Raw genomic sequence first — 22,145 nt, 5'->3', positions numbered from 1 at the left:
TCGTTGCCGTATTCAGCCCTGGGGAAGAAACACTTTCTATTCGCCGGTTCGCCACTGACAATGGACAGATGGACAGTGCTTATATGATTGACGACAGGGTTGATTTACCTTCCCTCACACCAGGTTCATTTGCGACCGTCAGGCTGATGGCAACGGAAGATTACCTGTACGCCATTATTTACAACAGCGATGGACGACTGTCCGTGTTGACCTACGAAGATCAGGTCAATGTCCATCGTTTCGACACCACTATTAAACCTGCGGCGGCAAAGTCTATGCATCCGGTATTTGTGGGTAAAAAAGTCTATCTGGCCTTTGAAAATACAGATATTGAGGAGGATAGTCGGCAGGTACAGATGCAAGAAATCGTTCTGGCTCTTGAAAGCTATAACAATCCAAAATCCCGTGCTGCTTCATCATCTGCCGGATTGTCTGCGGTCCTTCCTGATTGGGGAGTTGCGCCTATTGCAGTGGGCTCTGTGATGGTTGCAACGGTTGCAGTTCTCGTAGCCTTGAAGTGGTTCAAAAGACAACCACCCGGATCAAAAATGGAAACCTCTGAATTACTACCCTTAGAAAAACGTAAATAACCGACAACCAGAAGATTCCTGGCAGCATTTATGCTGGCGTTCCCGGCATGACAACAGGCAAGATACTTAAAACCTGCCTGTGAGAACAACAAAACGCAAAACTGAATCCGACAGCTGAAGGTTTCCAAGTTAACGCAGTTTAGGTATCTTACGCCGACTTTTTCATTTGCAGACTATGTGCCTTTTATGACCGACCCAGTTGAACCTGATCACAGCCCCGATGCGACTAAACGTCGAGAAATAAAAAGTTTTGTCCTGCGCACTGGTCGTATGACCACAGGGCAGCGTCGTGGCTGGGATGAATGCTGGGACAAGTGGGGCCTGCAAAAGGAAGACGGTCCATTAAACATCCGTGAAGTCTTTGGTCGGGAGGCACCTGTCGTACTGGAAATCGGCTACGGCATGGGTCTGTCTCTGGTTGCCATGGCAAAAGCCGAGAGCGACAAGAATTTTATCGGTATTGAAGTGCATCGCCCGGGGGTTGGCAGCCTGTTGAATGAATCCCGGCTGGCAGGTGTTACCAATGTTCGCAGCTATTGTGACGATGCTGTTGAAGTGCTTCGTGAATGCATAGCCGATGGCAGCCTGTCCAGAGTTCAGATTTATTTCCCTGACCCCTGGCACAAAAAGCGTCATCACAAGCGTCGCCTGGTTCAACCCAAATTTATTGCAGCCATCAGACCGAAACTGGCTCTGGGTGGTGTTATCCATCTGGCCACAGACTGGGAAAACTATGCTGAACAGATGATGGAAGTCATGACGGCCGCTGAAGGTTTTAAAAATCAGGAAGGTAAAAGTCAGTATGCACCAAGGCCAGACTTCAGACCGCTGACCAAGTTTGAAAAGCGCGGTCAAAGACTGGGTCACGGAGTTTGGGATCTGCTGTTCGAGAGAACAGAATAAATCTTACCCCATCCGGAAGGGGCAGAGTTTCAATCGCTTTGCTCCTCTTAGCAACGCCCCAGCTTCTCCGACAATATCCCGACACAGATTGTGATCACCAGCAATACCGGAGCGAGAGTGTAATGATTGAAGTAGCCCAGTAAGTTGCCGAGCCATTGAGGCGCAAAATAAAAGATCGCACCAAACAGGACGAGATTCAAAACAGCTCTTGCAGGAATTCTCACTGCGGCATGGAGCCGGTTCATCCAATCAGTGCTCCATGAGGCAATAAAACGTCCCACAAAGGCCACTGCTGCCGCTGTCAGGGCCATAGCGATAACATCAAGATGCTCACGAGCCAACTTTGACAGAAAAATAATGTTGTCTGTTATCCATTCCATAGTTCACCCTTCGTTTTGAGTAAGGATACAGTTCCCAACAGATTCCAGAAAATGGCGTCCAGTCGCTAATTGAGTGGGAACATCATCCATCAGTAAACAGAGCCAGCAGATCATTCAAAAAGAGTCGTCCCTGTTTCGTTGGCTGTAATCGATCCTGCTCGAGCAAACCTTTTTGAATCGCTTGCTGACATTGAACGTCTATGTCTGAGTAGGCCATTCCGGTTCTTTGCTGAAACAATGAGTGATCAACCCCCTGGTTAAGACGCAGAACATTCATCATAAACTCAATCGGCAGATCATCCTCATTCAATATTCTACTGCCCGCTTCAAAGGGTTTATCCGCTGCCAGATAGTCTGAGGGCATTCTGGTTTTCCAGTTTCGATAAATTCTGCCCATCTCCTGCTGGGTCATCTTGCCATGAGCCCCCGCACCAATGCCGATATAGTCACCAAACTGCCAATAGTTCAAATTATGTTTTGCCTGTCTGCCGGGACGACTATAGGCTGAAATCTCGTACTGCTGATAGCCTGCCTCTGCCAGTAAATCCCACCCTTTTTCCTGAATGGACCAGAGGGTATCGTCCTCGGGTAAGACCGGAGGTTTTGAATAGAAAACCGTATTGGGTTCAATGGTGAGCTGGTACCAGGAAATATGAGTCGGTTCCAGTGCAATTGCTTTCTTCAGATCTGACAGACCGTCCTGAATGCTCTGGCCGGGCAGTCCGTGCATCAGATCAATATTGAAGTTGTCAAAGCCCATCCCCCTCAGGGACTCAATCGCCTTGCGCGCTTCATCTGAACTGTGAATACGACCCAGCGTCTTGAGCTTTTCGTCCTGAAAACTCTGAACCCCCAATGACAATCGGTTGATACCGGCTTTTCGATAATCTTTGAACCGGTCATGTTCATAGGTCCCGGGGTTGGCTTCCATGGTGATTTCAATATCCGGCGAGAAACGGATTCTCTTTTCCAGCTCACAGAGAAAACGATCAAAACCTCTGGCAGACATCAAACTGGGGGTACCGCCACCGAAGAAAATCGTATTAAGCGCTCTTCCCTGGAGAGTATTCACTTCACTGTCAAAGTCTGTTAACAGGGCATCGATATAAGCGTCTTCTGGAATACCATCGCTGAGCGCATGGGAGTTGAAGTCACAGTAAGGGCATTTTTTGACACACCAGGGAATGTGCACGTAAAGGCTCAATGGAGGAAGTTCGAGCATATTGAGAATCAGGCCAAGTGATTAAAGCGACCAGGTGTCATCACCGGCCGCATTGAGAAAAAGTAACATGCGTCTGTCAGAGGCGTTGCTTCAACTGCTTCAAAAGCTGTGTCATGGCTTTTGCCCGGTGGCTGATGCTGTTTTTCTGTTCCCGACTGAGTTCAGCCGCTGCACAGTTCTGATCAGGCACATAAAAAAGAGGATCATAACCAAAACCCCGATCACCAGAAGGTGCCTCCAGGATGTAGCCCTCCCAGCTTCCATGACATATCAGAGGAGTGGGGTCTTCTGCATGGCGCATGTAGACCAGTACACTGTGAAAACGAGCGGTTCTTTGCTCTTTGGGCAATCCTTCCAGTCTCTGCAAGAGCTTCTGATTGTTCTCTCTATCGGTGGCCTCTTCACCGGCAAATCGTGCCGAGTAAATACCTGGCTGGCCATTCAGGGCATCCACTTCAATCCCGGAGTCATCAGCAATGGCTGCAAGACCTGTGATTTTTGCCGCATTTCTGGCCTTGATCAAAGCGTTTTCTACAAAGGTCAGCCCTGTTTCCTCAACAGAACCTAGGCTGAACTCACTTTGAGCCAATACTTCAAAATCCAGCCCTGAGAGCATCTGCTGAAGCTCCTTCAGCTTGCCCTGATTACCACTGGCCAATACTACTTTCTTTGGCTCTTGCTTTGGCTCTTGCTTTAGCTCTTTTTTTACCAATGACTTCACTGGCCACCCTCGTAAAATTTCTGGCTGAACTGAATGGTATGACTCTGACTGGCGCCTTCAGGGTGTACTTTGATGGTGAATTTTAGCATTTCTTCATTACTGAACCGGAAACCTGCCAGATAATAGATGGCATCACCTTCCCTGATTTCCTTGAATTTCAGCGCTGACTGCTGACCCAGAAGGTTGGCGGTTTTGCCATCAAAAGAGGCTTTTACTGCCTTGCCTTCCTCACTGTCCCTGACGTTTCGGACAACCATATTGACCAAGCCATTTTTTGGCCCGCGCTCCAGGTCATAAGTCTTGGCTATGTCAGGCTGAATAAAGGTGCTGGGGAATGCACTGTAATACACTTCATAGTCGCCAAACCGGGCCGGTTTGTCATTCATGACACGGGCTTCGGGTACCGGGGCAGCATGGGCCCCCGAAAAAACGGCCAGCGCCAACAGTAGACTGAACAGCCTTACACAAGCCATGACTTCACTCTCCTCGAGTCAGATGATAGATAGCCACTTCTCCCATCAGGTTGGGCAGCAGGCGGGTTCTCCAGCCTCCCCTGTTGGCGCTATCTGTTACCATACGATTAATGATCTTCAGCTTTTTCTGATGGCAAAGATCTTCAAAATCCTTAAACGTGCAGAAGTGTATATTAGGTGTGTCATACCAGGTATAAGGCATAAATTTGGATACCGGCATTCTACCTTTGGTAGCCAGATACCAACGGCAACGCCAGTGACCAAAATTCGGGAAGGTAACAATGCACTCCCGGCCCACTCTCAGCATTTCATCGAGTGCTAAATGGGGAAACTGCAAGGCCTGTAGAGCTTGAGTCATCACCACGGTATCAAAACTTTGATCGCCAAAATTGTCCAACCCCTGGTCAATGTTTTGCTCAAGAACGTTCACGCCACTTTCAATACAGTTCTGAATATTCTGTGGATTAATCTCCAGCCCATAACCCCGAACCTGCTTGTTTTTGCCCAGGTCTGCCAGCAGAGTGCCTTCACCGCAGGCCAGATCAAGAACCCGACTGCCCTGGTCAATCCAGTCACTGATAATGGCAAAATCAACACGGTTACTCATACAGCAGCCTCTTTGCACTCGACAGCGACTCGTTTCATATAGCCCGAAATGGCATTCACATATCGGGGAATGTTCATCAGGAATGCATCGTGCCCCTGGGGAGCATCCACTTCCATGTAAGAGACCTGCTTGCCCGCCTTCAGGAGTGCATCGGTAATCTCTCTGGAACGCTCCGGGGAGAAACGCCAGTCGGTAGTGAATGAAACCAGCAAAAAGTGTGCTTTGGCTGGAGACAGGGCCTGAGCAAGATCATCATTAAACTTCCGGGCCGGATCAAAATAATCCAGTGCCCGGGTCATCAGCAGATAGGTGTTGGCATCAAAGCTGCCAGAGAAGTGTTCCCCCTGATAGCGGAGATAGCTCTCTACCTGGAACTGAGCGCCATAATCGAAACTGTACTCCCCACTCTTGAGTTCACGGCCAAACTTCTGTCCCATGGCATCATCGGACAGATAGGTGATGTGGCCTACCATCCTGGCTAATCCCAGGCCGCTCTTGGGTAGCGTTCCCTCTTCAAGATATTGGCCATCCCGAAAGTTTTCATCGGAGCGAATGGCCTGACGGGCCACTTCATTGAAGGCAATATTCTGTGCCGACAGTTTCGGTGCAGAGGCAATGACTACAGCATGACGCAGACGTTCAGGATAAGCCATAGACCAGTAAAGCGTTTGCATGCCGCCAAGACTGCCACCCACCACCGCAGCCCATTGTCGAATACCCAGATGATCTGCCAGTCTGGCCTGGCTCTCGACCCAATCTTCCACAGTCAGTATGGGAAAATCAGAACCGTAGAGTTTGCCAGTTTGTGGGTTGATACTGATCGGGCCTGTGCTGCCATGACAACCCCCGAGATTGTTCAGACTGACAACAAAGAAGTGATTGGTATCCAGAGGCTTGCCGGGACCAATAAAGTTATCCCACCAGCCAGGCTTACGGTCTTCCATGGTGTGATAACCGGCTGCATGGTGATGGCCACTGAGCGCGTGGCAAATCAAAACACCATTATTCTTTTCGGTATTCAGCTCACCATAGGTTTCAATTACCAGGTCATATTCGTTCAGGGTTTGACCACAACTTAGCCGAAGGGGCCGATCAAAATGAACCGTTTCGGGTTCGACCAGGCCCACCGAGTCAGGGGGAATAGTTTCTGGCATAGTTACCTATCTATCACTTGTTACCGTGAAACACTTTTCAGCACGTCGAGTGATGAAAAACTGTTCTTTTACTCATGGTGCTTTCCACGGATTGTCCATCGGCATGCATGATCATCAGACGAACACAGTTAACCTGGAAACCCAATCTGCATTCACAATCGGTAGAGGCTGCTGCAAAAGTTGCGAGCATAGCGCAGCACTTTTGCGGCAACCTCAGAACGGGGGAGTGTATCTATTTGATGGATACTTGTCAGTATGCAAGCCGGAGATCGCAAGAGTGAGTTCAGTGAAACAACACTCATCACATCAAATTCCTGGTTTGATACTTCATTGCAGGTGTCATTTTCAATAAAAATGACTTCATCCCCATGAAGATGAAATCTCTTTTTCTGAAATAGAAAATAGCCATTAAAAAATAAATACTGACTCAAGACCTCAGGTTCTTTAGTGGCTAAGCAGAAAACAACGGTCCAGAGCCAACTCCGTCAAAGCCAGCAGATGACTCAGGAAAACACCTTCTACCTGACGTGAAGAAAAGTAAAGATGCTGATCTTGAATGTATTCGTCGACGCTCTGATTACAGGTCAGGGAGATGTAAAAAGCCCTCATCGCTTCATCCTCGACATTGAGAACAGAGACAATTGTTGCGTCGGGTAGTGTCGTTTCGCTCATGCAAAACTCCTTGAGGCATTCCACCTCTATTACACAGGATCTTTGGCTGTCCTGTGCAATTCTGAAAAGCATCAAGATTCCTGAATGACTTCAGTAAAATTCCTGTGAGCCACACCAGCGACCTTTATTACCGTGAAGGTTGTCCCGCTGCACCGACATTAGAGATGGATCAGGAAAAGGGAAGTAATGAGTCGGTAGCAGACTGTTCAACCGGTAAGCGATGCTCGTCGTTTTCAAAGCATTTCTGAAACGATAGATTCACTTCAGAACAGAGTCATAAACATTCGCCTATCACCCTCATTCTTGTGTAATTACTTCGCAAGTATAGCCTGCATATAAGTAACTTATCTGAACTTAGCCTGAAGTATGTGCTATCGTAGAGCCAGTGTAAAAGTCACCCTTAACTGCACAGAAGCCTGCCAAACTGCTGCTTCGTTAGAATAGGCAGGCAGCTATCTGTTACAGACAGGCTGATTTCGTCCGAACTATTTCCCGGTGAAAAAGTAACAACTATGTCCATTGAATCCTTAAGCCAACTTGAAAACAAGCTTCAAAACCTGATCGACAAACTTGAGCTCACTCGAATGGAGCTTGAGGAATTGCGTTCAACCAATAACCGTCTGGAAGACGAAAACACTCATCTGAAACAGGAATTAAGTTCCTGGAGCGACAGGGTGGGTACTCTGTTAGGCAAACTGGACAGCGTATCCGATGAAGCTGAAGATGTGGCATACGAGCAGGCATAAAAGGTCATAAATCAGGTTCATGGCCCATGCTTCGGGAATGAAGCTCCTGCTCTTTAGCTGCCAGGCAGTTTCTACCGCCTGATTGTCATCAGGCGGAGAATGATCCGCTTTCCATTGCTTCAAGTTGCTCCAGCGCTTCAATCCACTCTTCTTCGGTTTCCGCGATGCCCTTCTTATATCGAGTCTGTTGATCGAGCAATAATTTCAAACGTTCTTTTTCTGCACTTTCATAGAGCTCCGGACTGGCCAGTTCAGATTCAACCTCAACCAGCAACGATTGCAACTTCTCCAGTTTTTGCTCCAGAGAATCCACTTTCTTTTTCATCGGCCTGAGCTGCTTACGACGCTCTGCATCCAGACGTTTCTGCTCTTTGCGGGCTTGTGCCGAGTGAGTCGATTGAACCGTTTCAGAAATATTTTCTGATTTATCTTCCTGACGCTGCTGAGTTAACCAGACGCTATAATCCTCCAGATCGCCTTCAAAAGCTTCAACCCGGCCATCATGGACCAGAAAAAGATCGTCTGTAGTACTGCGCAGGAGATTACGATCATGCGACACCAGTATCATGGCTCCTTCGAATGTCTGCAGAGCCATAGTCAGAGCATGACGCATCTCAAGGTCAAGGTGGTTGGTTGGTTCATCCAGCAACAGCAGGTTAGGCTTTTGCCAGGCTACAATAGCCAGGGCCAGCCTCGCCTGTTCGCCACCAGAAAAACCTGCAATCGTTTCCAGAGCCTTGTCACCATGAAAACCAAAACCGCCCAGAAAGTTTCTCAACTCCTGTTCCCGTGCCCCAGGCGACATTCGTTGTAGATGAAGCAATGGGCTGGCATCGGCATCGAGTTTTTCCAATTGATGCTGGGCAAAGTATCCTACTCTCAGGTGCTCTCCATCATGTCTCTGGCCAGCTACCAGAGGAAGCTCTCCAGCCAGTGTCCGAATCAAGGTTGATTTACCCGCACCGTTAGCCCCCAGCAAACCAATGCGACTGCCAGGCAGGATATTCAGTTTCAGCCTGATAAGTGTGTTGCCTTTATAACCCAGCTCCGCCTTGTCGAGGGTCAGCAGTGGTGAAGACATTTTTTCAGGATCAGGAAAGCTGAAGCTGAAAGGTGAATCGACGTGGGCCGGCGCTATTTCTTCCAGTCTCGCCAGCGCTTTTAAGCGACTCTGTGCCTGTTTCGCCTTGGTCGCTTTAGCACGAAACCGCTCAACAAACGTCTCCATGTGAGCGCGCTGCTTTTGTTGCTTTTCAAAAGCAGCCTGCTGCTGTTGAAGACGCTCAGAGCGCATCCGTTCAAAAGCAGAATAGTTACCACGATAGGTGTGCAGTTTCCGATGCTCAATATGGAGGGTAATGTCAATCACTGCGTCCAGAAAATCACGGTCGTGAGAGATGATAATCAACGTCCCCTGGTAACGCTTAAGAAAACTTTCCAACCAGACAATAGCGTCCAGATCAAGGTGGTTGGTTGGCTCATCAAGGAAAAGTAAATCCGAACGACACATGAGAGTTCTTGCCAGATTCAATCTCATTCTCCAGCCACCGGAGAAATCTTTTACGCTACAGTCGATTTTTTCATGGGAAAATCCAAGACCATGGAGCATTTGTTCGGCACGGGAACGTGCTGTGTAGCCATCTGCCTGAAGCAGCTTTTCGTGAAGTTCAGCAAGCCTGCCATGCTCTTGTTCTTGTTCGGCACACTTGATGGATTTTTCTATTTCCCGAAGTGTTTCATCACCGTCCAGCACATAATCGACGGCTTTCTGGTCCAGAGCCAAAACCTCCTGGGCCATATGAGCAATCCCCCGACCCGCATCGATGCCGACATCGCCCTTGTCCGGTTGCAGGTTACCCATAATCAGGGCCAGCAGACTCGACTTGCCACACCCATTGGCGCCCACCAGTCCAACATGCTGGCCGTGATGAATTGTTGCGCTGGTTTCTTCCAGCAAAACCTTGCCAGAGCGCAATAAACTGACTGAGTTCAAATTAATCATGGCGCGCATTATAAACGCTGTTTCACTGGCATTCCTACGGGAATATGAACCCACTGTGGATTCAAAGATCGACATACTACAAGAAGTTAATATCTGGCAGGCTGATCAAGACATTCGAGATCAAAACCCAGGGCAGGCTACTTCCAAAAATGTGGCAACGTAATCATTGCCACAAAGAAGTACTCGCTGATAGCTGGCGAGAGGGATACGGATTATTTGGTTTTATTGCAGGAGAGGCTTTCCTCTCCTGCGGATACTGCTTAAGAGATTAACGCTTGTCTTTTCTCTTGGCTGTCGCTTTCTTCCTGGCTGGAGCCTTTTTGGCAGCGGCCTTGCGAACTGGCGCTTTTTTCTTCACTACCGCCTTATTGGCAGCTGCTTTACGAGCAGGCGCCTTTTTCTTAGCTACCGTCTTTTTGGCAGCCGCCTTACGAGCAGGCGCCTTTTTCTTGGCGGGCGCTTTTTTCTTGGCATCGGCCTTAGCCTTGGTCTTTGCTTTCTTCAAAGACTCTTTAGCCTTATCCAGTTTTTTCTTAAGCGCTTCAATTTCTTTTTCCAGCTTCTTAACCGGATCTACCTTGCGGGTAGTCTTCTTCGCTGCAGTTTTTTTAACTGCAGGCTTTTTGGCGGCTGCTTTTTTAGCTGCAGGCTTTTTGGCGGCTGCTTTTTTAGCTGCAGGCTTTTTGGCTGCTGCTTTTTTAGCTGCCGGTTTTTTTTCAACTGGCTTTTTAGCCGCTGGTTTTTTAACAGCCTTTTTAGCGGCTGGTTTCTTTTTGGCTACAGGCATTTGGTCATCCCTCGTCATTGCCTTTAGAAGTACCTCTATATAAAAGCTGAATAATTTATATCCAGTTTTAATTAGAAAATAGAGTGCTTATCACGCGACTGCAAATTTTTTTATACATTTTTTTATATAAAATGATTTTTTTCCTTCAAAAAAAACTTGCCGCCTCTCGTTTTATTTTTTTATGAGAGTCATTTAACCCTTGTATTTAAGGCATTTTTGTATAACCAATGTTCCATAGCACTTGCTATCTCTTGACGCTTGCACAAAGATGGAGGAACTTTTGTACTAAGAAAAATTTGCTCCTTTCTTTGTCGAGCTAACACAAACAGTCATGAGCCGGAAATGCAGCCTGGTTGGAACATGAAAACAATCACTGCAAATTCAGGAAGAGCTGCATTTTCGCAATAAATAGAGAGACTTCATGAGACTAAAAGCACTTGCTAGCATCGCCCTGATGTCCTGTTCCATGCAATCAGTTGCTGCCCTGGAGAAAGAGTCAGACAAACTCAGCTACAGTCTGGGTGCAATTTTGGCCGAGCAACTCAAGCAGTTCGAGGGCATTAACTCAGACGCATTGTCTCAGGGAATCAAGGATACTCTGGAGAACAAACCTTTGGCTTTTGACAAGCAGGAAATGTTCAAGCTGATCGAAAAAGCCCGAAAGGATCAAGAGAAAAAACGTCAGGAACAACTGGCAGAAGAAGCAAAAAAGAACCTTGAAAAAGGTCAGGCTTTCCTGAAAGATAACTCTAAAAAGTCAGGCATAAAGACACTGAAAAGTGGCCTTCAATACAAAGTGATTAAAAGCGGTCAAGGTATTAAACCACAAGAAAACAGTGAAGTGACTGTCCATTACGAAGGACGTCTTGTTGATGGCAAGGTCTTTGACAGTTCATACAGCATAAACCAACCGGTGACGTTCAAACTGAATCAGGTCATCAAAGGCTGGACTGAAGGTCTGAAGCAGATGCAAGAAGGCTCCATTTGGGAACTTTATATCCCTTCGGACCTCGCTTATGGTCCCGGAGGTATTCCCGAGAGAATCAGACCTAATGAGGTACTGATTTTTAAAGTTGAGCTTTTGAGTGTGAAAAAAGACTCACAGGTCAATGAGGAGAAACAGAAGTAAACATCCCCATCATTGACTGAGCGGTTTCCTTCATACTGCGTGCTGGAAGATATTCAGACTATCTACCCGCATTACTAATGCTGGGAGAGCAATTCTCTGTGAGATTCGTGAAGCACTTCAATCATCCGGTCTTCCAGAGAAAAACGTTCTTCCAAAGCCTCACCTAGCTCGGACAGGTGAGCCTGCAGCATAGACACACTACTAAGGGACTCACAACCGTCGTTAAAATCCAGACAAACCTGCGTATTTTTTTCCAGTTCGGGCAGAATAGAGTGAGCCATTTCTACTCCCCCATCATTAAAATCAATACCTTCCTGAATCAGTTGTTCGTAGACTTCGAAATGACCAGCTGAAACATAATCAACCAGAATCTGGCACATTTCTTTCAATTTATTTGCAACAGGCCTTTTATCATCGTGAAATTGATTCACTCCATTGATTGAGCAGTAGAGAACGATCAGAGCCTGCCGCTCGTTTAGCCAGCGGTCAATGATTTCTGATACGCCACCCCAACGTTCTCTGGCCGTTTTGCACCCCTCCAGCATGACTATTCCTCTTCGTTTGGATCTCATTTACTCGAAACGGGATCACTTTATCGCCCCTTAAAAATGACGACTCAGTTGCTAGGTTATGACAGTGGATTTTTTGCGGCAAGAGGTAATTTCAATTTACTGTAAATTTCGATCTGAATTATATTTGTACACTCGCTCCAAAAGTCGTTTTTTTAGGGATTTGAGCGTTTTTTAATTCTATTAAGGATAAGAAGATCAGGTTTCATTAAAAAAAATTATTTAATAATGCAGTCAAAAAAGAGACTCTGTCTTCCATGCCCTGAGCTCCCGGCTCATCTGAAAACAGGGTATGATCAATGGCATAAAAATAACACAGGAGAAAACAGTTAAAACAACTTTATACCCTCCATCAGGAAAGGGTTTTCCAATAAAAAGAAAGCTCCATGCGTGAGAAAGTCTGACAGGATCCGAAGAACATTCGACTTACTCACCAGATCCGTTTTTTCAAAAAATCATGAATCATTCAGATTCAAAATAATGTTTCAGAAACTCATCAAAATGGGTCGAGTCAGACGCTTTCAATCGATCCTGGTCTGCTCTCGATTCTGCGGCTATACGCCCAAAATACTCCAACCTTTCAGGCTCAATCTCTTGTTGGCTGAAATAGCGGGAGTGCACTTCAGACTGCTTGAGCATCCAATTAATATAACCGTCTCCGCTACTTTTTAGTGCCTGCAGGATTCTGGCTGAGGGTGTGCACTCAGAATCCAGTAGCTTCTCTTTCTGCTGAATCAGGGATTCCGAGAACAGATCAGACTCATTGGCCTGATCCAGCATCCGGGCCACGGGCATCATTTTGTCGATTAAACTCAGTCCCCAATCAATCAGAGTGACCGGACCCTGCTCATCATTTAATTTCAAGCCGGGACGTCTTCCTTCTGAAACAGTTCGGGCAAAGTTTTCAGTCACTCTCTGGCACTCTGCATGATTAATTTCAGGACTGTCCATCAAAGCAGTAAACACCAGAAAAACATCCAGAAACGCAGCATCGACCATGGACAACCCCAGCGGCTCCATTGGATTAATGTCCATGCAGCGCACTTCAACGTATTCAACGCCATAATGTGATAATGCGGTCAGGGGCTTCTCGCCCCGTTTGGCAATTCGCTTGGGTCGAATGTTGCTGTAATACTCGTTCTCGATCTGGAGAAGATTGGTATTCAGCTGTAGATAACGATCGCCATTTTTGAGCCCGATCTCTTCATAAGGCTGATAGGGGGTTTTAATGGCTTTAGCAAGGCTGGAAACGTACTCTCCCAGAGTGTTGTAACAAATACTCAAAGATGACTGAGCATTATTGGTGTAGCCCAGGTCACTCATTCGCAGAGAGGTTGCCCAGGGCAAATACAATGTGTCTTCATCCAGTTTTGCCAGTGATTCGATGGGTTTTTGCTGAGTAAAGAAACTCTTGCTCACTGCAGGTGAAGCTCCGAAAAGATACATCAGCAGCCAGGAATATCGGCGAAAGTTTCTGATCATTGCCAGATAGGATTCTGACTGGAAATCTTCCAGAGAACGATCTGAAGACTCAGCATCAGACAACAACTGCCAGAGTGACTCCGGCAACGAAAAGTTATAGTGAATGCCGGCAATAGTCTGCATCGCCTTGCCATAACGATGCGCCAGTCCTTCACGGTAGACAGTCTTCATTTTGCCTGGGTTAGAGTCGCCATAACGGGCAATAGGAATACTCTGCTCACCTTCCAGCAAAGCCGGCATACTGCCCGCCCAGAGCGTTTCACTATCAAGGTTTTGGCAGGTGTAGCTATGAAGCTCTTCCAGAAACTTCATGACATCTTCCAGCTTGCAGTAGACCGGAGTAATGAACTCTAGCAAAGCTTCAGAGTAGTCAGTCGTGATATAGGGATGCGTCAGAGTCCTGCCCAAGACTTCCGGATGAGAAAACTGCGACAAACGTGCGTCAGCCGATACCCTCAGCCCTTCACGTTCGATTCCGTGTCGTATACCACTGAGCAGGTTTTGGTTGGACGACTGCTGAAGCAGTTGCAGACGAAACTCATACTGGCTAGTCAAAATACAATTCCAATCCAGGTGCGTTTTTTTGAGATCAACACTCTGCCCGGGAGCCTGCGAGCAGTGTATAAGGCGGTAATCATTTCTTGGAACGGACTATATAACGTTAGAATCTGCCTTGCACCTATCGAATAACTGCGAAGCCTCTCAGACCGTGAGCAGCCTCTCAGAGGCTGCTCCTGTGACCCACTTACTTTCTCAGCTTTTTAGCATTGGCAAACAGATCAGCAAAAGAACCAGCGGACTGCTCTTTTTTAACCTGCTGGTTATTTCTTTTGCCACCACGATTTTGAGGTTTTGTGCCACCAGTGCGTTCACCACGAGGCTGCTGCCTCGCCTGAGCCACTTCTTCAGCCTTGTCACCCATGCGCATGGAGAGTCCAATACGCTTGCGCTGGACGTCTACTTCCATGACTTTGACCTTGACGATATCACCGGCCTTAACCACTTCAGCAGGATCTTTTACGAAGGTGTTGGACAGCGCAGAAATATGCACCAGACCATCCTGATGAACACCCACATCAACAAAGGCACCAAAGTTGGTAACGTTGGTAACAACGCCTTCCAGCTCCATGTTCAGCTTCAGGTCACTGATTTTTTCAACACCTTCCTGGAATTCCGGCGCCTTGAATTCTGGACGAGGGTCACGTCCGGGCTTGTCCAGTTCAGAAATAATGTCGGTCACGGTGGGCAGACCAAAGCTTTCATCCGTAAACGTTTTGGGATCCAGAGACCTCAGGAACAGGGAGTCACCAATCAGGCCGTGCACTGCGCGCTCGGACTGACTGGCAATCTTTTCCACAACCGGATATGACTCAGGGTGCACTGCAGAAGCATCCAGAGGGTTTTCACCATTCATGACGCGCAGGAAACCTGCAGCCTGTTCAAATGCTTTAGGACCAAAACGACCTACTTTCTTGAGTGCTTCACGATCAGAAAACACACCGTTCTGGTCTCGGAAGGCAACAATGTTATCTGCCAGCGTTCTGTTTAAGCCGGACACACGGGTCAGCAAAGCACTGGAAGCTGTGTTTACATCAACACCGACAGCGTTTACACAATCTTCAACAACCGCTTCCAAAGAGCGCGACAACTGAGTCTGACTGACATCGTGCTGATACTGGCCGACACCAATCGCTTTAGGTTCAATTTTAACCAGTTCAGCCAGTGGGTCTTGCAGACGACGAGCAATGGATACGGCACCACGAATAGAAACATCCAGGTCCGGGAATTCACGAGCTGCCAGTTCAGAGGCAGAATAAACCGATGCACCGGCTTCACTGACGACAATTTTAGTCAGACCCAGTTTGGGGTAAGCTCTCGTCAGTTCTGCGACGAGACGATCCGTTTCACGGGATGCCGTGCCATTGCCAATACTGACCAGCTCGACACTGTGAGTCAGACAGAGAGTTGCCAGTGTACCCAGAGCCTCTTTCCACTGACGCTGAGGCGCGTGGGGGAAGATGGTGGTGTGCTCTACCAGTTTGCCTGTAGCGTCCACGACGGCCACTTTAACACCCGTTCGCAGACCCGGATCAAGACCCAGAGTTGGGCGCAGCCCCGCAGGAGCTGCCAAAAGCAGATCTTTCAGGTTCTTGGCAAAAACCTTGATCGCTTCTTCCTCTGCACTTTCACGTATGCGGGTCATCAAGTCAGTTTCAAGCTGGGTCAGGAGCTTTACTCTCCAGGTCCAGCGCACGACATCTTTTAGCCACTTGTCAGCCGCTCTGCCCTGATCAGCAATGTGCCAGTGGTCCGCAATGACTTTTTCGCAGGGATGCGTTTCCAGACGCGAATCAGGTTCATTCTCCAAACGAATGTTAGACTGAAGCACACCTTCATTACGGCCACGGAAGATCGCCAGAGCACGATGAGAAGGAACCTGTTTGATCGGCTCATCATGTTCAAAGTAGTCGCGGAACTTCGCACCCTCTTCTTCCTTGCCTTCAACACTCCGGCTGGAAAGAATGCCTTGACTCCATAACATATCCCGGAGTTTGCCCAGCAGTTCAGCGTCTTCACTGAACCTTTCCATCAGAATGTAGCGGGCACCTTCGAGTGCCGCCTTACTGTCAGCAACGCCTTTATTAACATCAACAAAATCGGCAGCAACCGCTTCCGGATCGGTATCCGGCTCGTTGAACAGTTGATCAGCCAAAGCTTCCAAACCGGCTTCAATGGCGATCTGACCTTTGGTACGACGTTTCGGCTTATAGGGAAGATAAAGATCTTCAAGGCGGGTTTTAGTGTCCGCAGCACGAATGTCCTTTTCCAGCTCAGGCGTCAGTTTCTCCTGATCCCGAATACTGTTCAGAACCGTTTCACGACGCTCCTCCAACTCACGAAGATACCGCAGACGCTCTTCCAGCGTACGCAGTTGTGTATCATCAAGAGCGCCTGTAGCCTCTTTACGGTATCGGGCAATAAAAGGAACGGTTGCGCCATCATCCAGCAATGCAACAGCACTGGTGACCTGCTCCGGACGAACGTTCAGCTCTTCAGCGATACGCTGAAAGATGATTTCCATAGAACCCACTCAATGTTAACTTTGAATTTATCGAATACGGTACAAAATAATATCCGCACCATTAGAGCAGACTGACAGGCATTTAGGCAAAAGTCCTGAAAACGTTCCTGCCTGGAAGCTATCAACTTGTCTTCACCCAGCTTGCCAGAGTATTGAGGGTCGAGGGCGTGTTCAGCATCAGCAAACGCATAGTTAGCACTCTGCTTGCGGTCACCCATACGCATGACTGCGCGCTTGCCAAACTGCCTGTCAATCTGACCAGGGCTGCGACCACGACTCTTTTCTATCGTCATCCGTTGTTGATACCCTCAACGAGCTCTTTTTGACAAGAGACTGTGTGAATGACTCCCACCAAACTGCCTAATGCAGCTATGGCCAGAGCTTCTATAGTCCGTAGGCCGTATTCTAATGACAATCGATTGATTGTCACGGGGTGATGGCAGCGATTCTGTTATCTTAAGCAGACTTTGCTACACAATATTGGAGTAACTGATAAGACCCTTTGTGCCAGTCGGGGCTGTCCGCAACAGAAGTACGCTCCCTGTACACCGGATAAGCCGGCTGTCATCTTAATCCTTCTTCGTCCATTTAAGAAAGAGACAGCCTCAACTTCTGTACAAAACTAGTCTTTGAATCGCCCTGGTACCAAGACTTGACGCCCTGACTTGGTTGAAACCAGATTTTCATCCGTGTCTTTTGAACGCTTACGCTTAAGCGCTTGTTTATCGTTATCCTCGTCCTTTTTACCTTCACCCTCATCCTTTGATTGACGCCTTTTGGTGGTATGGCTGATGGTGGTATGGCTGGGCAGTGACGTTTTTACCGGTTGTACTTTGCTGGCAGTACTTCTTCTGTCTGTCCTGAGATACTCGAGTTTAGCCCTCCAATTAAAGTCGATATTGCATCTGTCAATTTCCATGTCGAGCCACAATACCATCAGAGCCATTTCAGTGGGCTTCATCATGCTGGTCTCACGGAATAAAGCATCCAGAACTGACAAGAGAGTGTCCTCGAACACTTTAAATTCCTCAAGGGATTTATTCTTTATGAATCCTTCCAATTCGCTAAAGTGAAAAAGAAGATTCCATAATACCTGTGAACGGAAATCTTTTTTGTTGAGCTTATTAGCACGCAATGCTGTAAGTGTTAGCTTGTTGTGCTCCATATAATCCTGCCCCCATTTTGATAATTGATTTCTGTGAAAAAGGGGTATTTCCTCATAATCAAAGAGAAAATAAGACAACTCTTTTTCCTTGAGTAGCCAACTTTCGACATTTATACGATTATTGCTTTTTATGAGTCCATATTTGAGCCAGGTCTTGCAGAGATTTGCTATTTTCTGGCCTTCCGTTGCTTCCAACATTGCTCTTAATACCAGTTCTAGTGCAGGATCGAACTTTGTTAACATTTTGGAAAAGTCCATTTCGACTTCACTGGAGCCTCGATTGGATCTCAGTGCATCATGAACTTCATGCATTATCATCCATACGACCAAAGGACAATCTTCAGGTATAAGATCTGTAGTCACCTCTTCCCATGTAATCCCGAGTGCAGCTGCCTCAGCTTTAAGTGCCTCTAGCCTCAACTCTTCAATAAAAGCACTGTATGATTTTTCAGCTGTTTTTTTGTTCCTTTTCTTACTTGCGTTTTTTTCCTTTCCAGAGGGGGCTTTGTTTGCAAAAGACTCTTTCTGGGCCGCAACCTGCCGGGGGTCTGAATGATCAGCACTTTCCACCCCTTCATTATTGGACTGAGTCTGTGAATTGGACTGAGTCTCTGAATTGCTCTGACTCTTTGATGAATCTTTAGATGTGGCAGCGTTATCAGGCACTGACCTGATTCTCCACGAATAATCATTGAAGCGGCCGGATAAGAAAAAATCATCTATCCAGCGCATGAACTTTTCATAGCTTATGGAAGGTTCATGGCCAGCTAAATCCAGCCTCTGTGCACTGTTGCTCCCCAATCCATGAACATTAAGCATCATACTCAAAATACTGGGTGAAAGTGGCCTCAACTCATTGAGCATCGGGGGTGCGTAAGGCTGGGAAAACATGTCATAAGTCTCATCACAGTGAACCGCTGCCGATTTTAAAAAAACAAGAAAAAATACAAGAAGATGCACGACACTAGACAAAGTTCTTTGTATTAACATAAAAAACTCTAACAGTTGTTGGTCATACTAAATATTTACAAGTTCGGCAAACAAGCTAAGCCATGCAAACATTACTTTTGTAGCCTGACTTGTGAAAACAACATGCAACAGAGAGGAAAACGACATCCAGAGCATGTATTCATACCACTGAAGTTAAAATCTCATTTTTCTCAGATTGCACTAAAAGCAGATCAACAGGATGGCACTAAATCATCAAATTGCCAGTAAATGTATGGGAATATTACTCGATCGGGGGCAAATTTTTATTTTTTATTATGGCATTATCGCAACATCAGGCACTTAAGAAAGGTTGACCAGCTTGACACTGTCTTTCACCACTAGCCAGCCACTTCATGATTCCAGACGTCAAACTATAACGGATGGCAATGGGCTCTCTTCCTCTGCGTGGAAAAACTGCGGGCATAAAAAACTGCCGGACAAAAGCGCTTAAAACACCTGTTGAACGACAGTTTTTATTTGTATCAATCTCAATCCAGTGATGGACCAGCGGCGATTAGAGCCTTGCCTTCGTCGATATCAGTAAACTTGCTGAAGTTGGTGATGAAGCGATCAGCCAGATCACGAGCTTTATTATCCCAGTCTTCTTTGCTCTCATAGGTATCCTGAGGATTCAGGATACCATTTTCCACGCCTTCAACATGGGTTGGAACTTTCAGACCAAAGTAAGGAAGCGTCAACGTTTCCGCTTCATCAATGCTGCCATCAATGATGGCATCAATGATGGCACGGGTGGCCTTGATGGAGATACGTTTGCCTGTGCCATTCCAGCCGGTGTTAACAAGGTAGGCCGTTGCACCATTGGCTTCCATCTTTTTCACCAGTTCTTGAGCGTATCGGGTCGGATGCAAGGTCAGAAACGCTGCGCCAAAGCAAGCAGAAAATGTTGGCGTTGGCTCAGTAATGCCACGCTCAGTACCCGCCAGCTTGGCGGTGAAACCAGACAGGAAATGGTACTTGGTTTGCTCTGGCGTCAGCTTGGATACCGGAGGTAGCACACCAAAGGCATCAGCCGTCAGGAAAATCACTTTTTTGGCATGTCCGGCCTTTGAAACAGGTTTAACGATGTTTTCAATGTGCTCAATCGGATAGGAAACACGAGTGTTTTCTGTCTTGGAGCCATCGGCAAAATCGATCGTGCCGTCTTCAAGAACCGTCACGTTCTCCAGAAGCGCATCACGGCGAATAGCGTTGTAGATGTCGGGCTCGTTTTCCTTACTCAGATTGATAGTCTTGGCATAGCAACCACCTTCAAAGTTGAAAACACCATCGTCATCCCAGCCATGCTCATCATCACCTACCAAAGCCCGCTTTGGATCAGCAGACAGGGTGGTTTTACCGGTACCGGACAATCCGAAGAATATTGCAACATCGCCGTCTTTACCGACATTCGCAGAGCAGTGCATGGAAGCCATACCCTTCAGAGGCAGTAGGTAGTTCATGATGGAGAACATCCCTTTCTTCATCTCGCCACCGTACCAGGTGCCACCAATAATCTGTACCCGCTCAGTCAGGTTAAAGGCTACGAAATTCTCAGAGTTCAGACCCTGCTCCTGCCAGTCAGGATTAGTGCACTTCGCACCATTCATAACCACGAAGTCAGGTTCAAAGGCTGCCAGCTCACCTTGAGAAGGACGAATAAACATGTTCTTAACAAAGTGGGCCTGCCAGGCTACTTCAGTGATGAAACGAACACTCAAACGGGTTTCTTCGTTGGCACCACAGAAACCATCAATCACGAACAGACGTTTGCCGGACAACTGCTGGGTCACAAGACCTTTCAGATCAGTCCAGACGCTCTGAGTGATCGCCTTGTTGTCATTTTTACCCTGGTCAGACCACCACAGGGTATCGCGGGTCGTATCATCTTTTACGATGTATTTGTCTTTTGGGGAACGGCCGGTAAAAATGCCCGTATCAACAGAGACAGCCCCTAGCTCGGTTACTACGCCTTTTTCATAACCTTCCAGCTCAGGGCGTGTCTCCTCCTCAAATAGAAGCTCGTAGGACGGGTTGTAAACAATGTCCGCTACGTCTCTGATACCAAGACTGTCCAGAGCTTCTTTGTTCAGCTCAACATTTGCGCTAACTTCTGCCATTAAGAGCTCTCCCAAGCTTCAAGAAAGTTGTTATGTTTGCATTTGTGATTCTATGATAATCGATGAAGCGGCACCTATGATAGGGGATATATTGGTTCAGATAAACGCTTAAGTCGCTTATTTATCCGTTAAAGTTTGATTGCCTGAGTTCAGTGGAGTGAGGATTTGGCCGGAGAACCTCCGGCCAGGAAGCGGATTCGCAAAGTAGCGAGGCCCATCAGTGCATCCTGGGTTCATTACCCCGAAAGATCTCAGCCACATCCTGTGCTGTAAAAGTATAAGTCTGACTACAGAACTGACAAGCCATCTCGATCTTTCCAAGATCGGCTACCATGGACTCAGCCTCTTCCTGACCCAGGCCAGCCAGTATTTTTGCACTGCGAGGACGTGAGCAGTTGCAGCTGAAGGCCACCGTTTCACGATCAAAAACCCGAACTTTTTCTTCATGGAAGAGTCTGATTAACAGAGATTCGTGCTTAAGCTCAAGCATCTCTGCTTCGGTTGCTGTATCTGCCAACATCACCATGCGACCCCAGGACTCCTGACGCTCACCTTCTTCCCGCTCAATGCTGGCTGGCAAAGCCTGCAACAAAATGCCAGCCCCCTGATCACCATTACTGGCCAACCAGAAACGGGTTGGCAACTGTTCGGATTGCTTGAAGTAGGCATTCAGACCTTCTGCCAGGGTTTCATGATGTAGGGGCACAATACCCTGATAACGATTGCCCTTGTGAGGATCAATAGTCATTACCAGCTGGCCATTACCCAGAAGACCTGAAAGGCCTTTTGCTGTGAGCTTGCTTGTATTCTCCTCATCCCAACGCGCCAGAGCACGGAAGGTTTTTTGGTCGGTACACTCAACCATCAACAGCGACAGAGGACCATCACCCTTAGCCTGAAGGCTCAGAATACCTTCAAACTTGAGGGTAGAGCTCAGCAGAACGGCAGCAGCCACCAGCTCTCCCAGCAACGCTTTAACATTAACCGGATAGTCGTGGGCTGCCAGAGACTCCCTAAGACTGCTGCTCAAAGAGACAATTTCCCCCCTGAGATCAGCATTCTCAAATATAAATCGCTGAGCACAGTCATTCTGGCTCACGGCTTCTTTCTGGCTCACGGCTTCTTTCTGCCGCAAGGCTGTATCTTGTTTACTCATCAACGGCTCTATCTGCTGCTTTCGCTTCTGGCTGGCCAGCTCCGGTGTCTGAGCGGGACCAGGAGCCTGACATTATAGCGATTTCGTGCCTCCATCTCATTTGTTGCTTTTACTGACCGATAACAAAGCAATAAGTTAAATAGCTAGCAGCCTGTCGGACTTAAGCGTCCGTAGCGAGGATTGCAACCGCAGTAGGAC

At 47.4% G+C, this 22,145-nt stretch carries 20 protein-coding genes; 4 read left to right on the top strand and 16 right to left on the bottom strand.

What is annotated here, in order from left to right:
- The coding region (locus tag KDK19_RS19070; protein WP_257292631.1) for a hypothetical protein at window positions 1-590 on the top strand (590 nt) is incomplete at its 5' end.
- Between the two features lie 186 nt (window positions 591-776).
- Window positions 777-1,493: a tRNA (guanosine(46)-N7)-methyltransferase TrmB gene (gene trmB, locus KDK19_RS19065; RefSeq protein ID WP_257287599.1), complete on the top strand. Its 717-nt coding sequence runs from the start codon at window positions 777-779 to the stop codon at window positions 1,491-1,493.
- Window positions 1,494-1,540: 47 nt separating this feature from the next.
- Here the strand turns inward: trmB and KDK19_RS19060 are convergent, their stop codons facing one another.
- The 7 genes from KDK19_RS19060 to KDK19_RS19030 all read right to left on the bottom strand — a co-directional run bounded on the left by KDK19_RS19060 (window position 1,541) and on the right by KDK19_RS19030 (window position 6,722).
- Window positions 1,541-1,873 (bottom strand): DUF3392 family protein, encoded by a 333-nt coding sequence (locus KDK19_RS19060; protein ID WP_257292630.1) that lies wholly within the window; start codon window positions 1,871-1,873, stop codon window positions 1,541-1,543.
- 82 nt (window positions 1,874-1,955) lie between these two features.
- Window positions 1,956-3,095, bottom strand: a complete 1,140-nt coding sequence (gene hemW, locus KDK19_RS19055; protein ID WP_257281295.1) for a radical SAM family heme chaperone HemW — start codon at window positions 3,093-3,095, stop codon at window positions 1,956-1,958.
- Between the two features lie 76 nt (window positions 3,096-3,171).
- Window positions 3,172-3,816 carry an XTP/dITP diphosphatase gene (locus KDK19_RS19050; RefSeq protein WP_257281294.1) on the bottom strand — a complete coding sequence of 215 codons (645 nt, stop codon included), beginning with the start codon at window positions 3,814-3,816 and terminating at the stop codon, window positions 3,172-3,174.
- Complete coding sequence (locus KDK19_RS19045; protein ID WP_257281293.1) at window positions 3,813-4,289, bottom strand: DUF4426 domain-containing protein; 477 nt, start codon at window positions 4,287-4,289, stop codon at window positions 3,813-3,815. Before KDK19_RS19045 ends, KDK19_RS19050 begins: the two co-directional genes overlap by 4 nt.
- Before the next feature lie 4 nt (window positions 4,290-4,293).
- Window positions 4,294-4,896: a methionine biosynthesis protein MetW gene (gene metW / locus KDK19_RS19040; RefSeq protein WP_257281292.1), complete on the bottom strand. Its 603-nt coding sequence runs from the start codon at window positions 4,894-4,896 to the stop codon at window positions 4,294-4,296.
- Window positions 4,893-6,050, bottom strand: coding sequence for a homoserine O-acetyltransferase (locus tag KDK19_RS19035; protein ID WP_257281291.1), 1,158 nt, complete (start codon window positions 6,048-6,050; stop codon window positions 4,893-4,895). The genes metW and KDK19_RS19035 overlap by 4 nt, the downstream gene beginning before the upstream one ends.
- A 444-nt stretch (window positions 6,051-6,494) precedes the next feature.
- On the bottom strand, window positions 6,495-6,722 hold the full coding sequence (locus KDK19_RS19030; protein WP_257275441.1) for a hypothetical protein: 228 nt from the start codon (window positions 6,720-6,722) through the stop codon (window positions 6,495-6,497).
- Between the two features lie 512 nt (window positions 6,723-7,234).
- Between KDK19_RS19030 and KDK19_RS19025 the strand changes: the two genes are divergently transcribed.
- Window positions 7,235-7,468, top strand: coding sequence for a cell division protein ZapB (locus KDK19_RS19025; RefSeq protein ID WP_257275442.1), 234 nt, complete (start codon window positions 7,235-7,237; stop codon window positions 7,466-7,468).
- Between the two features lie 88 nt (window positions 7,469-7,556).
- Here KDK19_RS19025 and KDK19_RS19020 read toward each other — a convergent pair whose 3' ends face one another.
- Together KDK19_RS19020 and KDK19_RS19015 are read right to left on the bottom strand one after the other, a co-directional pair.
- Window positions 7,557-9,470: an ATP-binding cassette domain-containing protein gene (locus tag KDK19_RS19020; protein ID WP_257281290.1), complete on the bottom strand. Its 1,914-nt coding sequence runs from the start codon at window positions 9,468-9,470 to the stop codon at window positions 7,557-7,559.
- Between the two features lie 268 nt (window positions 9,471-9,738).
- Complete coding sequence (locus tag KDK19_RS19015) at window positions 9,739-10,257, bottom strand: histone H1-like repetitive region-containing protein (protein ID WP_257281289.1); 519 nt, start codon at window positions 10,255-10,257, stop codon at window positions 9,739-9,741.
- 421 nt (window positions 10,258-10,678) lie between these two features.
- Here KDK19_RS19015 and KDK19_RS19010 point away from each other — a divergent pair, with 421 nt between their 5' ends.
- The gene (locus KDK19_RS19010; RefSeq protein WP_257288126.1) at window positions 10,679-11,386 is read left to right on the top strand and encodes an FKBP-type peptidyl-prolyl cis-trans isomerase; all 708 of its coding nucleotides are present in this window, start codon (window positions 10,679-10,681) and stop codon (window positions 11,384-11,386) included.
- Between the two features lie 74 nt (window positions 11,387-11,460).
- On the opposite strand, the gene rsd is transcribed toward KDK19_RS19010, so the two are convergent.
- The 7 genes from rsd to hslO form a co-directional block, all read right to left on the bottom strand.
- A complete protein-coding gene (gene rsd / locus KDK19_RS19005; RefSeq protein WP_257288127.1) occupies window positions 11,461-11,931 on the bottom strand; it encodes a sigma D regulator in 471 nt (156 codons plus the stop codon).
- Between the two features lie 486 nt (window positions 11,932-12,417).
- Window positions 12,418-13,992: a glutamate--cysteine ligase gene (gene gshA, locus KDK19_RS19000; RefSeq protein ID WP_257292629.1), complete on the bottom strand. Its 1,575-nt coding sequence runs from the start codon at window positions 13,990-13,992 to the stop codon at window positions 12,418-12,420.
- A gap of 190 nt (window positions 13,993-14,182) precedes the next feature.
- Window positions 14,183-16,519 (bottom strand): Tex family protein, encoded by a 2,337-nt coding sequence (locus KDK19_RS18995; protein WP_257292628.1) that lies wholly within the window; start codon window positions 16,517-16,519, stop codon window positions 14,183-14,185.
- Window positions 16,483-16,812 carry a DNA recombination/repair protein RecA gene (locus KDK19_RS24590; RefSeq protein WP_257275451.1) on the bottom strand — a complete coding sequence of 110 codons (330 nt, stop codon included), beginning with the start codon at window positions 16,810-16,812 and terminating at the stop codon, window positions 16,483-16,485. The genes KDK19_RS18995 and KDK19_RS24590 overlap by 37 nt, the downstream gene beginning before the upstream one ends.
- Window positions 16,813-17,141: 329 nt before the next feature.
- Window positions 17,142-18,575 carry a hypothetical protein gene (locus KDK19_RS18985; protein ID WP_257292627.1) on the bottom strand — a complete coding sequence of 478 codons (1,434 nt, stop codon included), beginning with the start codon at window positions 18,573-18,575 and terminating at the stop codon, window positions 17,142-17,144.
- Between the two features lie 587 nt (window positions 18,576-19,162).
- Window positions 19,163-20,791, bottom strand: coding sequence for a phosphoenolpyruvate carboxykinase (ATP) (pckA, locus tag KDK19_RS18980; protein ID WP_257281286.1), 1,629 nt, complete (start codon window positions 20,789-20,791; stop codon window positions 19,163-19,165).
- A 217-nt stretch (window positions 20,792-21,008) separates the two neighbouring features.
- Window positions 21,009-21,947, bottom strand: coding sequence for an Hsp33 family molecular chaperone HslO (hslO, locus tag KDK19_RS18975; protein WP_257281285.1), 939 nt, complete (start codon window positions 21,945-21,947; stop codon window positions 21,009-21,011).
- Window positions 21,948-22,145: the final 198 nt, after the last annotated feature.

Origin of the sequence: Endozoicomonas sp. ONNA1, from assembly GCF_024606325.1 — a bacterium.
Classification (GTDB): domain Bacteria; phylum Pseudomonadota; class Gammaproteobacteria; order Pseudomonadales; family Endozoicomonadaceae; genus Endozoicomonas_A.
This window is presented reverse-complemented; position numbering and strand designations above follow the sequence as displayed.